13 protein-coding genes are annotated in these 12,520 nt (G+C 63.3%); 6 read left to right on the forward strand and 7 right to left on the reverse strand.

Going from position 1 to position 12,520, the window contains the following annotated elements; all coding sequences use genetic code 11:
- Nucleotide 1: 1 nt before the first annotated feature.
- The 3 genes from LGH82_RS16585 to LGH82_RS16595 are packed head-to-tail and all read left to right on the forward strand — an operon-like array spanning nt 2 to nt 2,145.
- Entirely contained in the window at nt 2-679 is a 678-nt protein-coding gene (locus LGH82_RS16585; RefSeq protein WP_227343775.1) for a glycosyltransferase family 2 protein, read from the forward strand.
- Nucleotides 676-1,554: a nucleotidyltransferase family protein gene (locus LGH82_RS16590; RefSeq protein WP_227343776.1), complete on the forward strand. Its 879-nt coding sequence runs from the start codon at nt 676-678 to the stop codon at nt 1,552-1,554. The genes LGH82_RS16585 and LGH82_RS16590 overlap by 4 nt, the downstream gene beginning before the upstream one ends.
- 45 nt (nt 1,555-1,599) lie before the next feature.
- A complete protein-coding gene (locus tag LGH82_RS16595; protein ID WP_227343777.1) occupies nt 1,600-2,145 on the forward strand; it encodes a hypothetical protein in 546 nt (181 codons plus the stop codon).
- A gap of 29 nt (nt 2,146-2,174) precedes the next feature.
- Here the strand turns inward: LGH82_RS16595 and LGH82_RS16600 are convergent, their stop codons facing one another.
- The 7 genes from LGH82_RS16600 to LGH82_RS16630 form a co-directional block, all read right to left on the reverse strand.
- Nucleotides 2,175-2,921, reverse strand: coding sequence for a ferredoxin reductase (locus LGH82_RS16600; RefSeq protein WP_227343778.1), 747 nt, complete (start codon nt 2,919-2,921; stop codon nt 2,175-2,177).
- Nucleotides 2,918-3,526, reverse strand: a complete 609-nt coding sequence (locus LGH82_RS16605; protein ID WP_227343779.1) for a molybdopterin-dependent oxidoreductase — start codon at nt 3,524-3,526, stop codon at nt 2,918-2,920. Before LGH82_RS16605 ends, LGH82_RS16600 begins: the two co-directional genes overlap by 4 nt.
- 152 nt (nt 3,527-3,678) lie before the next feature.
- Nucleotides 3,679-5,211, reverse strand: a complete 1,533-nt coding sequence (locus tag LGH82_RS16610) for a DegQ family serine endoprotease (protein ID WP_227343780.1) — start codon at nt 5,209-5,211, stop codon at nt 3,679-3,681.
- Between the two features lie 451 nt (nt 5,212-5,662).
- Complete coding sequence (locus tag LGH82_RS16615; protein ID WP_227343781.1) at nt 5,663-6,910, reverse strand: TCR/Tet family MFS transporter; 1,248 nt, start codon at nt 6,908-6,910, stop codon at nt 5,663-5,665.
- Between the two features lie 222 nt (nt 6,911-7,132).
- Nucleotides 7,133-7,855 carry an MBL fold metallo-hydrolase gene (locus LGH82_RS16620; RefSeq protein ID WP_227343782.1) on the reverse strand — a complete coding sequence of 241 codons (723 nt, stop codon included), beginning with the start codon at nt 7,853-7,855 and terminating at the stop codon, nt 7,133-7,135.
- Nucleotides 7,855-9,021 carry a diphosphate--fructose-6-phosphate 1-phosphotransferase gene (locus LGH82_RS16625; RefSeq protein WP_227343783.1) on the reverse strand — a complete coding sequence of 389 codons (1,167 nt, stop codon included), beginning with the start codon at nt 9,019-9,021 and terminating at the stop codon, nt 7,855-7,857. The genes LGH82_RS16620 and LGH82_RS16625 overlap by 1 nt, the downstream gene beginning before the upstream one ends.
- A gap of 165 nt (nt 9,022-9,186) precedes the next feature.
- The gene (locus tag LGH82_RS16630; RefSeq protein WP_227343784.1) at nt 9,187-9,963 is read right to left on the reverse strand and encodes a L,D-transpeptidase; all 777 of its coding nucleotides are present in this window, start codon (nt 9,961-9,963) and stop codon (nt 9,187-9,189) included.
- 237 nt (nt 9,964-10,200) lie between these two features.
- Here LGH82_RS16630 and LGH82_RS33350 point away from each other — a divergent pair, with 237 nt between their 5' ends.
- The 3 genes from LGH82_RS33350 (at nt 10,201) to LGH82_RS16640 (ending at nt 12,475) form a co-directional block, all read left to right on the forward strand.
- Complete coding sequence (locus LGH82_RS33350; RefSeq protein ID WP_264484328.1) at nt 10,201-10,323, forward strand: hypothetical protein; 123 nt, start codon at nt 10,201-10,203, stop codon at nt 10,321-10,323.
- 95 nt (nt 10,324-10,418) lie between these two features.
- A complete protein-coding gene (locus LGH82_RS16635; RefSeq protein WP_227343785.1) occupies nt 10,419-11,042 on the forward strand; it encodes a LysE family translocator in 624 nt (207 codons plus the stop codon).
- Between the two features lie 107 nt (nt 11,043-11,149).
- Entirely contained in the window at nt 11,150-12,475 is a 1,326-nt protein-coding gene (locus tag LGH82_RS16640) for a tetratricopeptide repeat protein (protein ID WP_227343786.1), read from the forward strand.
- The last annotated feature ends 45 nt before the right edge of the window (nt 12,476-12,520 follow it).

Consider the following 12,520-nt stretch of genomic DNA (forward strand, 5'->3'; position numbering starts at 1 on the left):
GATGTCGAGCTACAGCGTCGTCATCCCGGCCTTCAATGCGGCCGCCACCATCGCTGAAACCCTGCGATCTGTCGTGGCCCAGTCGATCAAGCCCGAAGCCATCATCATTGTCGACGATGGCTCGACCGATGACACTGTGGCCGTGATCAACGCAATGAACCTGCCGGTGCGGGTGCTGCGCCAGGAAAACGAAGGGCCTGGAAGCGCCACCACCAGAGGCTTTGCCGCGCTGTCGACGCCGCTCGTCGCGACGCTGGATGCCGATGATCTATGGTTGCCTAACAAGATCGAGGAACAGTTCGCGCATTTCAGCCGATCTCAGGGGACATCCGGTGTTTTTACGCATATGCGCAGTTTCCGCGATGATCGGCCCGATGCCGCCGAAGTCGCCGCCGTTCCCGGCTGGTCGCGCTCGACAATGATGATCCGCCGCGAGGTCGTCGACGCCGTCGGGCCGATCGTCGATCCGACTGGCGGGCGCGGTGAGATGATCGACTGGATCGCGCGCGCACGCGAGGCGGGTTTCATTCTCGACATGCTGGGGCAGGCACTGGCGTTGCGCCGCATCCGGCCCGGTAGTCTGTCTCATGGACGCGATGCCCAGCGCGATCGCGGCTACGTCGAGGTTGCCCGGCTGGCAATGCAGCGCCGGGCCCGGAACAAGGCGGGCTCCGCTTGACGGCCGGACCGATCCGCCGCATCGGCCGCCGGTTCCCCGACTATGGCTGGTCCTGGCCCACCGGCAAGCTCGACCAGTTGCTCAAGGCGGCGCTTCTTCCCGACGACGAAACAGCGTGCCACCACGCGGCGCGCTGGCTGGATGACAACGACATCGATCTCGTCTCCTTCCGCGAGCACCGCCTGCTCACCGCGATTTCCGACAGGTTTGGCAGGAAGCTCTCGGGCCACGCAGCCTATCCACGCCTTGTCGGCCTGCAAAAGATGCTGTGGACCAAGTCGCGGATGGCCATGCGCGAGGCGGAGCCGGCGCTCAAGGCAATGGTCGACGCAGGCGTTGACGTCATGCTGATCAAGGGCGCCAGCCGCATTGCGGTGGACGCTTCGGCGCAGCGTGGCCGTGTGGCGCACGACATCGACATATTGGTGCGCCCTCTGCATATGACGGTCGCCTTCGATGTGCTGCGTGACCGCGACTGGCAAATCGCCACCGGCGTCAGCCCGCAATATCTGCGGACCAGGCTGGGTTCCATCCGGTCGATGAACTTCTTCAAGGGCAGCTTCGGCGACATCGACCTGCACCAACTGGGCTATGACGGCTCTCAGACCAGCGAGGAAGACGACCTGGCCATCTGGCAGCGAGCCGCGAAGGCCGAGTTCAGCGGCGTCGACGTGTTCGTACCGTCGCCAGCCGACCGCATGGCGCTTGCGATCGCGCATGGCGGCCTGGATGCCCATACGCACAGCGACTGGCTGGTCGATTGCGCTGTCGCGATCCATGGCGGCGATGTCGACTGGGAGGTGTTCAACGATATCGTCGCCAGACGCAGCATCGCCGTTCCCGCCTCGGTGGCGCTCTCCTATCTCTTCCTGTAGGTCGGGATTCCGGTATCCGAAGCCGCGCTTGCAAGCGTGGTCGCGATGGCCGACAGGGCCGGTCTGTCGCGCTGGTCCTCGATCCTGCAAGCCAAGCCGCGTACCGATTTCGGCGGTCTCGTCTGGTTGTCGCGCGGATTTGCCAAGCAATTGCGTCTGAAGCGGAAGAAGGGCCGGCTGCGGCAATCCACGCCCGAAATCGTCTGGCGCGGCCGGTCGATCAGGCATGCGGCGGCGACGACGCCATTCGTGTTTTCGCAAGCCATCCCCCAGCCGGAAACAACCGGAGACGTGATGCTGGACCTCGTCGTCAGGATCGACGTTCCTCCGGTACGGCGGCGCATCGAAATGGAGATCAATGCCGCAAGCCGCCATGTCGCCCGCCTGCGGTCGATGGCCATAAGCCGCTCCGGCAAGGAGAGGGTGCTGCATTTCCGCGGCAAGGTCACGCTGGACGGCGCGCGGCAAGCGTTCGTGCTCGAAGCCAGGCCAGCCCGCCAGTTTCGCGAATGGAACGATGCGGCGACCGTCGCCGCCTACGGCGCGCTACCCTTCCAGTTGCTGTCGGCGAAGTTCTCGCCCGCAGGATAGGCAAAGGGGTAGCAGGTCGACTTTCCGGGTCACACCCCATAGCGCTCGGTGCGGATGATATCGGCCGGAATATCGGCGTCGATCAGCGCCTGCGCGGCGGCCGACACAAATGAGTTCGAGCCGCAGACGAAGGCAAGTTTCGGCGGTTCTGGGAGCCGCGCCATGGATTGCACCGCCATTGCGGCATCGATGCGTCGCGAATAGTCCGACGGGCGCCGGGCTGCCTCGCGCGTCAGTGTCAGCACCAGTTGAAGGCCATCCTTGCGGTCATCAAGACCGATCAGTTCGTCGCGAAAGATCACCTCGTCCCAGACACGGGCGGAAAACATCAGGGCCACCGGCACTGGCGACTTGCGCGCGAAGCGATGACGGATCATCGCCGCCAACGGCACAACTCCGGAGCCGCCGCCGACCAGCATAAGCGGGCCGCCGTCGCTGTCGGACCAGACGAAATGTCCGCCAAGCGGCCCGCGCAATTCGATCTCGTCGCCCACCGCCGCGACATCGTGGAAGAAGGGCGAAACCTCGCCATCGTCCAGCCTTTCGATGGCCAGTTCGATGGCTTCGCCCACTTCCGGCGCGGATGCAATGGAGTAGGAACGGCGTGCCTGATAGCCGTCCGGCGCAGTCAGCCTGACATCGACATGCTGTCCGGCGCGGTAGGTGAAGGGACGCGACGGCTGGATGAAGAAGCTGGTCACACGTGGCGTGCGCTTGCGGATGCCGGTGATGGTGGCTGCCTGCCACGGCGATTGCGCGGCCGCTTCGCCACTCATGGGTCGCTCGTATAGCGCTGCTCGCGCCAGGGATCCCCGTAAATATGGTAACCGCGCAATTCCCAGAAGCCCGGCTCGTCGCGCTGGGTGAACTGCAGCCCGCTCACCCATTTGGCCGATTTCCAGAAATAGAGATGCGGAACAAGCAGCCTTGCGGGTCCGCCATGGTCTGGCGTGATCGGCTTGCCTTCGTAGAACAGCGCCACCATCGCCTTGCCGGCCACGAGATCCTTTGTCGGCACATTTGTCGAATAGCCGTCGAAGGAAAGCGCGAGCGTGAAGGCGGTTGGCGGCTCGATCCCGGCATCGCCAAGAATGTCGTCAACCAAAACACCCTGCCAAGGCGTGTCGAACTTGGTCCACGCGGTGACGCAATGGATGTCTCTGGTCATCTTGCTCAGAGGCAAGGCGTTGAACTCGGCCCAATTCCATTTCTTGATCGGCCGGGGGCCATGTTTCAGCGTGAACGACCAGTCCTGCGTACGCACGCGCGGCGTCGGCCCAGCCGACAGGACCGGAAAGCCCTGTTCGAGATACTGACCGGGCGGGATGCGCCCATCATCGCTGGTGGGAGGCCGTCGTCCGGAAAAGCCGCGGGTGACCATCGAGACACTCCGATTGCTTCAGCCGTCCAGCGGCCATCCGCAGTGTTCTCGAAGATGCAATGGCAGGCAACAAAATTCGTCGACCCGGACCGGCGGCAAGCCTGCCTATGTATTGGCAGGCTTGCCGCTTCCGGTTGCGTCTGCGTTTGGCCTCAGCCAGCGGCGAAAGGCACGGCGACGAATATCTGCGCGCCGCCACGTTCCACCAGCAACAGCACCGACTTCTTGCCGGACTTGCCCGCCTGGGCGATCGCCTGGGTTACTTGACGGGCGGTCTTCACCGGGGCCTGATTGACGGCGATGATGATGTCACCGGTCTGGATGCCGGCAGCCGATGCGGTCTTGTCCGGATTGACGGCCGCGACGACGGCGCCGTGTTGATTGACCGGGAGGTTCATCGCCTGGCGGATGTCGGGGGTGATGTCCATCAAGCCGAGGCCGATGGCGGGAGAGCGAAGCCCCTGCTCGGCCGACGGCGTGCCGGAATCGTCCAGCGAAGCGGTCTTGACGTCATCTCCGTTGCTGCCGACATCGACGGAAATCGCCATTGCCTTGCCGTTGCGCCAGATGTCGAGCGTTTCCTTGGCACCGGGCGAGACGTCAGCCACGGCACGCGACAAGTCCTTGGGATCCTTTATCTCCTGTCCGGCAAAGCTGGTGATCACGTCACCCGTCTGCACGCCGGCCTTGGAGGCAGGCGAGCCGTCATTGACCTGGGAAACCAGGGCGCCGCTGGAATGATCGAACCCGATCGCACTGGCCACATCCGCTGTCACAGGCTGAATCTGGACACCCAGGTAGCCATACTGGATAGAGCCGTCCTTCATCAGCTTGGCGACCACTTTCTGCGCCTGGTCGGACGGGATGGCGAAGCCGACGCCAACGCTACCGCCATTCGGCGAATAGATCGCCGTGTTGATGCCGACGACATCGCCGTTCACATCCACCAGCGGACCACCGGAATTGCCGTGATTGATCGGCGCGTCGATCTGGATGAAGTCGTCAAACGGGCCGCTGTGCAGGTCGCGGCCACGCGCCGAAACAATGCCGGCGGTGACGGTGGTGCCGATGCCGAAAGGATTGCCGATGGCGAGCACCTGGTCGCCGGTCATCAGCTTGTCGGAATCACCCCATTTGACGGTCGGGAGAGGCTTGTCGGCCTTGATCTTGAGGACCGCGAGGTCGTTCTTGGCATCGCGACCGACCAGTGTGGCGGGAAGCTCGGTGCCATCGTCGAGCGTGACCTTGATCGACACCGCGCCGTCGACGACGTGGTTGTTGGTGACTATGGTGCCGTCGGCGGCAACGATGAAGCCCGAACCGAGGGCCTCGGTGCGCTGGGCCTGCTCTTGCGGCGGCGTCTTGGGCGTCCGGCGCCCTTGATCACCAAAGAACTGGTGGAAATATTCGTCAAACGGAGATTTGCCGCTGGACGGCGTGTCGTCGCTTGCGTCCGCGGGCTGAGCCTTCATGAGGGTGGTGACCGTCACCACCGCTGGCTTGTCGGTCGCCACGATGGGGGCGAACGAGCCGTTGGGAGCCGCCACGCCGGCGACAGGCGTCATTGTCGCGGCCTGGGCATAATTGGTGGCCCTGAGAGCCGAGACGGCCAAGGGGCTTACGATCAGCGCGGCGCCCAGCAATGCGGCGACGCGATGTCTGCGTAGAATATTTAGGGATGACATGGTCGTTGTCCGAGCGAGAAACGGGTTGGGCGCCGTGGCGTATCCTATCCGGAATCGCCCATTCGGCTGTCGGCCTTCGGCGTTGCCGGTCTCGCTTTTCGCGGCAACCGATTGGGTCGACAAATTTGAATCTAGTGCGCGGATGGGCAAGAATTAGGCCTTCAGGCCATGTTACAAAGATTTAATTCTTTCCCGGCTGTTCGCAATCCGGATCCTGTTCGTCCCGGAAAGCTGAAGTTCACATTTAACTGATCGGCGCTTGAACGGCAGGACAGCGCAATGCGACAAGATCGCAGTCTATGTTCGCATTGAACGAGAAAAATTCCATAGGTCTGAAAATTATATTTACCTATCCGCCAGCCACAACTTCGCGACGCACGAGATCGGCAGCAACGCAACCGTCGTCTCTTCCAGAACACCAGAGCCTTCCAGACGAAAACCAAACCGGCAGCTACGACGCCTGTTCCCGCGCCTCGGCTCGATTGGCGGTCCGCGCAACCGACCAGCCGAGCAATGCCGCCGATAGCAGCACCACCGACGCGATCAGGAAGGACAGGCCTGGATAAGGCAGCGGCGAGTCCTCACTGATGGACAAGGCGTAGACCGCGCCGAAGAACAGCGGCGAGGCAACGCCGGCGATGCTCGCCACGCTCATCGTGGCGCCCTGTAGCTGGCCTTGCTCGGATTCTGAAACATGCTGCGTCATCAGCGACTGCAGGGTTGGCATGGCCAGGCCCCACAGCGCGTTCGGCAGCATGGCAAGCGTGAACATGAGACCTGTCGGCGCGAGACCCATCAGCGCGATACCGACGGCGCCGCCGAACAGGCCAAAGACCATGGTGGCGCGATCACCGAAGCGCTTGACCACCCGGCTCACCAGCAGCCCCTGCACGATCATGTCGAGCACGCCGACCATCGCCAACAGCACGCCGACCTCCCAGGCATGCCAGTTGTAGCGATAGGCGGCGTAAAGAACGAACACCGCTGAAAAGACGTGATGGGCGAAGTGCAGCAGGAAGGTGACGGCGGCGAGGCCTGAAAGCTCCGGATGCGAGCGCAGCAGCAGCATGGCGCCGAACGGATTGGCGCGACGCCACGAAAACGCCATGCGCTTTTCGGGCGCCAGCGATTCCGGCAGGACGAGTAGTCCATAGAGGAAAGCAAGACCGCTCATGCCGGCGGCGACCCAGAACGGCGCGCGTGGCGATATCTCGCCGAGAAAGCCCCCAAGCAGCGGCCCGGCGACGAAACCAGCGCTGAAGGCAGCGCCGATCATACCATAGGCCTTGGCGCGCCCTTCCGGCGGCGTGATATCAGCCATGTAGGCGAACACCGTGGTGAAGCTGGACGAGGTAATGCCGGCAACGACGCGGCCGAGCGCCAGCCACCAAAGGTTCGGCGCCAGCGCCATCAACACATAGTCAGCCGAAAGGCCGATGGTCGACAAAAGGATCACCGGCCGCCTGCCATATTTGTCGGACAGCGAGCCTATGATCGGCGAGGCGACGAACTGCATGCCGGCCCACAGCGCCACGAACACGCCGTTGATCCAGCCGGCATTGGCATTCGAACCGACAAACTCCTCAATCAGCGACGGCAGCACCGGGATGATGATGCCCATCGCCACGATATCGAGCACGGCGGTGACAAAGATGAAGGCGATGGCCGCCTGGCGTTTGGAACCGGACACAATGGACATGGATGCGCTCACTTGCTGCGCGCCGCGTGTCCTTCCGGACGCGCAAAGGACGCTCCAACATTACTAGAACCTCGGGAGCGGCGCTTATACAGACGTCAAACGCCCATGGCCACAATCCGCCGGCCACGATGCGGACCACTCCTGACATAGCATTGGCGGCTATGCCTGGAGGTTACTGTTCGGAGATCTCCGATATCGGCGAGCCTCCCTGGCTGAGGAGAGCTAGGCGTCGGCCTCGCCGGTTTTGCTCAGATAGTCGGCTGCGATCTCGCGCATTCGTTTGCCGTCGAAGCTTGTGCCATGGCCGCCATGGCCGATGCGGATCGGCAGGTCGAGCAGTCGTTGCATCGTGCGGCGATAAGCGGTGCTGTCAGAGTCCGGCAGATCGTCGATCAGCCGATCATCGTAGATGGCGTCGCCGCTGAAGAACAGCCCGTCGGCCTCGTCGAACAGCGCGATCGAATCCGGCGAATGGCCGGGCAGATGCAGGACGCGGAATTGCCGGTCGCCGAGATCGATCACGTCGCCTTCGTCGAGAATCCGTGTCAGCGGCGCGGGAGGTATCGCATAGTCGGCCGCCTTCCAGCCCGGTGCAGGCAGTTTCGAAACGGCACCTTCCAGATCATGGAACATGTAGGCATAGGTAACGGCATCATCCATGCTGTCGAATTGACCAGCGCTTTGCCGTGGTCCTGCCCGCAGCGGGAATTCATGCAGCGAGCCGACATGGTCGAGATGGATGTGGGTGGCGACGACCAGCAGCGGCTTGCCGGCCGGCGTGTCGATCTCCGGTGCCAGCGGACAAATGCCCATGCCGGTGTCGACCAGCAGGTCAACGTCGCGGCCGCGCAGGTGCCAGATATTGGCGCGCACATATTCATGCACGAACGGCTCGGTCAGCATCGTCGTCTTTTCGTCGACGATGCTCTTGCTGAACCAGTCCATCAGACGAACGGTTTCCCGACCTTGTACTTTTCCGGCACAAGCCGCTTGAAATAGGCCATGCCGGTATCGGACAGCTGATGGGCATCCGGTTTCATGAAATTGTCGGGCATGTGGCGCGTCTTGCCGGCGACATTCTCCAGCGGCACTTTCTTCAACACGGTTTTCGTGCCGTCAAACTGCAGCGCCACGGAGCCGCCGCCCTGTTCCGCGACGGTGATGGCAAAGGCGCCGGCATCAAAGGCTTCCTGGGCATCGACAGCGCTGATGGCGCCGACATTGCCGCGCGGCATGTAGCCGAGCGCATCGACGCGTGCGCGTTTGCCCGGCAGCCCTTCGGCCAGCGCGCGCTCAAGAGCGGCCGGCAGATCGCTGCCCGAAAGTTTCAGATTGCCATGCGCGTCGCGCTCCAGTTTCTCAGGCGGCACCAGGCTTTCGACCAGCGCCTTGCCGTCAGCGGTGCTGACGCCTTCCGACACGGCGACGATACAGCGCTTGTGACGGTCCATGGTGGCGCGGACATCGTCAATGAAGCCGGCCGGGGAGAATGGACGCTCCGGCACGTAAAGCAGGTGCGGGCCGCTGTCGCGGTCGAGCTGCCATGCGGCTGAAGCCGCCGTCAGAAAGCCGGCGTGGCGGCCCATGACAATGCCGACATAGATGCCCGGCAAAGCACGGAAATCGAGGTCAACCGAAAGGAACGCTCCGGCGACGAACTCGGCCGCCGACATGAAGCCCGGCGTATGGTCGTTTTCCTCGAGATCGTTGTCGATGGTCTTGGGTGCATGGACGAAGGCGATCTTGCCGCCCGCGGCGTCGGTCAGGATCTGCTGCGTGCCCGACGTGTCGTTGCCGCCGATATAGATGAAGGCGTCGGCGCCGACCTTCTTCAGGCCGGCCAGGACGAGCTCGCAATAGGCGGCGTCCGGCTTGTCGCGCGTCGAGCCGAGTGCGGCGCTCGGCGTTGCCGCGATCAGCCGCAGGCGATCCTCTGGGACGGCGGAGAGATCGACATAGTTGCCGTCACGGATGCCGCGAACGCCGTGCAGGGACCCCAGAACCTTCGCGCCGGGATGCCGCTTGCGAACCTCCAGTGCCGCCCCCACCACGGTCTGGTTGATGACGGCGGTGGGGCCGCCGCCTTGCGCGATGACAAAAGTTCCGGACATTCTTCAGGCCTCCCGGGCGGTGGATTTCCCGGCACATTCGCCTGTCTTGCGCCATCGCGCAACGGGAGAAACGAGAGCATGATCCCGAAAACTCCGGAACCGTTTTCGGGAAAAAGGTCATGCTCAAACAAAAAGATAGGGCGGCCGCGCACGGCGGCCGGCAGGTCACATGACGACGACCGGGTTCTTCTTGGAAACGCGGCTGTAGAGGTCGATGATGTCCTGGTTGATCAGGCGCACGCAGCCCGACGACATGGCCTGGCCTATGCTCCACCATTCGGGCGAGCCGTGGATGCGGTAACCGGTGTCCTTGCCGTCCTGGTAGATGTAGAGCGCACGCGCGCCGAGCGGGTTGGTGAGACCACCGGGTTGTCCACCCTGCCACTTCACCAGTTCCGGCTTGCGGGCGATCATCTCCGGCGGCGGGGTCCAGGTCGGCCATTCCCTGCCGTACTGGATGTTGGCGCGGCCGGACCAGCGGAAGCCGTCCTTGCCGATGCCGACGCCGTAGCGGATCGCGTCGCCGCCTGGCTGCACCAGATAGAGCATGCGCTCCTGCAGATGGACCACGATGGTGCCGGGCTGCTCACCGGTCGGATCGACGACGATCTGGCGGCGGAATTCCGCCTTGACCTTGAGATACGGCACTTCGGGCACATTGAAGCCGCCATCCGTCAAGCCCGCGTACATGAGGTCGGGGCTGGTGATGTGCTTGTCAACACTGATGCTCGGACGCATGGGCCGCACCGAACCGGTGACGGTGTCGTCGAGCTGCAGTGCCGAAAGACCACCACCGCCTCCGCCCGAAGTGGAGCAGCCGGCGACGCCAAGCAGGGCGAATGCACCGGCCCCGGACAGGACGGCACGACGGGACAGACGATTTTCGGTTTCGATTGCGTCGCCGTTACGCGGCGGCGTCAGACCTTGCGGCAACTCACGCATATACCAAACCCTACGCTATCGGCGGGAAGCACGGTCCGGCCGGATATCTGGCATTTTCAACAATCATGGTTGATAAAGGGTGAAAGCCCCGCGTTTCCTGCATTCGCGCGGATGAACATGGGCTCTGACCGAGCAATCCGCCCGTCGAACGACTCATCTCGCACAAAATGACCTCCGTCAGGTCATAATCCCGGCGCGGGCAAGCCCTACCCCTCGGACCGCGATCGAGGGGAAATCATGTGCAAGACGTTAATGACAGACATCAAGCTTTTCGCGGCTGCCATCATCGCCGCCACCTTGGTGCTCGGTGCCAATGTCAGCCTGGCCGATATGGTGGGCGCGATCAGCGGCGCGAACTGACGCCTACCTCGCCTTGGCGAAATTAATACTTTCGCCTCTTTACATTCTCCCGGGCCCGAGGATTTATCCTTTTCTTTAACCCTAGGGAGACAGACATGTCCTTCGAAAACTGGGCCGCTTTCGCCGCCGCGTCGACGATCCTTCTCATCATTCCAGGCCCGACCATTCTGCTGGTGGTGTCCTATGCGCTGGGCCAGGGCTGGCGCACCGCGCTGCCGATGGCTGTCGGCGTGGCGCTCGGCGACTTCACCGCCATGACGTTGTCGATGCTGGGCATCGGTGCGTTGCTGGCCGCCTCGGCCACCGTGTTCACGGTGCTGAAGCTGATCGGCGCCGGCTACCTGATCTATCTCGGCATAAAATTGTTCCGTGCCGGTGGCACGCTCAAGGCCGAACCGCGCACCGACGCGGTATCCTCGGCGAAGATGATGGCGCATGCTTGGCTGGTGACGGCGCTCAATCCCAAGAGCATCACCTTCTTCGTCGCCTTCCTGCCGCAGTTCCTCGACCGGCACGCCAATTTCTGGACGCAGATGGCGATCTTCGAGACGACCTTCCTGGCGCTCGCCTTCGCCAATGCCTTCGGCTACGCGCTGGTCGCGGCAAGGGCGCGCAATGTCGTGCGCAACCCCAGGGCGATCCGCATCTTCAACCGCACCGGCGGCTCGCTGCTGGTCGGCGCCGGTATCGCCACGGTGGCGATGCGCTCGGGGAATTGAGGCCATCTCTCAGTCGGCCTGCCGTCGATGACACCGGCAGGTCGGATTGGCGCGGTCACCGTTGATGCTCTAGGATCAGGACTCGGGCGGTGATTGAAAGGCCAGGCATGCCAATCAGGGACCAGTTCGGCCTGACATTTTCGGGCGCGACGCAAACCGGCCTGTCGTCCTACGGCCAGGCTCTCCACGAGTTGCGGTGTTTCATCGGCGATCCAGTTGGTTCCGTCGATCGCGCCATCGCCGACGCGCCCGGCTTCGCCATGGCGCATGTGCTGAAGGGCTATTTGTTCGGGCTCGCCACGGAGCGCGAGGCAATGGCTGTTACCGCGGCGTGCCACGCCTCGGCGCTGCCCCTGGCAGCCACGACGCGTGAGCAGGCGCATGTCGCCGCGCTCGGCCATCTTGCCAACGGACACTGGCACCATGCGTCCCGCATTCTCGAGGATATCACCATCGAGTCTCCGCTCGACGCACTGGCGCTGCAGGTGGGGCACCAGATCGACTTCTTCACGGGCAATGCCCGCATGCTGCGCGATCGCATCGGCCGCGCATTGCCGTCATGGCAAAACGGCATGCCGGGCTACCACGCCATTCTCGGCATGCAGGCCTTCGGGCTGGAGGAAATGGGCGACTATGCGCGTGCGGAAAAATTCGGCCGCACCGCGATCGAGATCGAGCCACGCGACGGCTGGGCGCAGCACGCCGTCGCCCATGTCATGGAAATGCAAAGCCGGCAAAGGGATGGCATTGCCTGGATGCGCGCCAACCCGCAAGCGTGGGTGCGGGAAAGCTTCCTGCAGGTGCACAATTGGTGGCATCTGGCGCTGTTCCACTACGACCTCGGAGAGATCGATGAGGTGCTGTCGCTCTATGATGGCCCGATCTACGGCAAGCGTTCGACGCTGGCGCTCAACATGGTCGATGCCTCGGCAATCCTGTGGCGGCTCCATCTCGGCGGCGTCGATGTCGGGAACCGCTGGGCGGCACTCGCTGCTAATTGGACGCCCAAGGCCGGCGCCGGCAATTATGCCTTCAATGATGCGCATGCGATGATGGCCTTCGTTGGTGCCGGGCTCGACGCGCCGGCTCAGACCCTGCTCCAGGCGCAGCGCGACGCCATGCACGGCGTCGACGACAATGCCGCGTTCACCCGGGATGTTGGTCATCCCCTGACGCTGGCCATCAAGGCATTCGGCGAAGGCAACTACAATGAGACGGTGCGGCGGGTCCGGCCGATCCGGGCAATCGCCAACCGTTTCGGTGGCAGCCATGCGCAGCGCGACGTCATCGACCTGACATTGATGGAGGCTGCACTGCGCTCCGGTGACAGGGCCCTGGCGAGCGCGCTTGCCGCGGAACGCGTAATGGCGCGGCCGGATAGCCCATTGTCGGCACTGTTTTCGCGACGCGTCGCCGATTTGTCAGAGAATTGACCTTCGGCTGATCTTGTCTTAAAAACTGGCCAAGCCAGATTTTTT

It is taken from the genome of Mesorhizobium sp. PAMC28654, from assembly GCF_020616515.1.
In the GTDB taxonomy this organism is placed as follows: Bacteria; Pseudomonadota; Alphaproteobacteria; order Rhizobiales; family Rhizobiaceae; genus Mesorhizobium.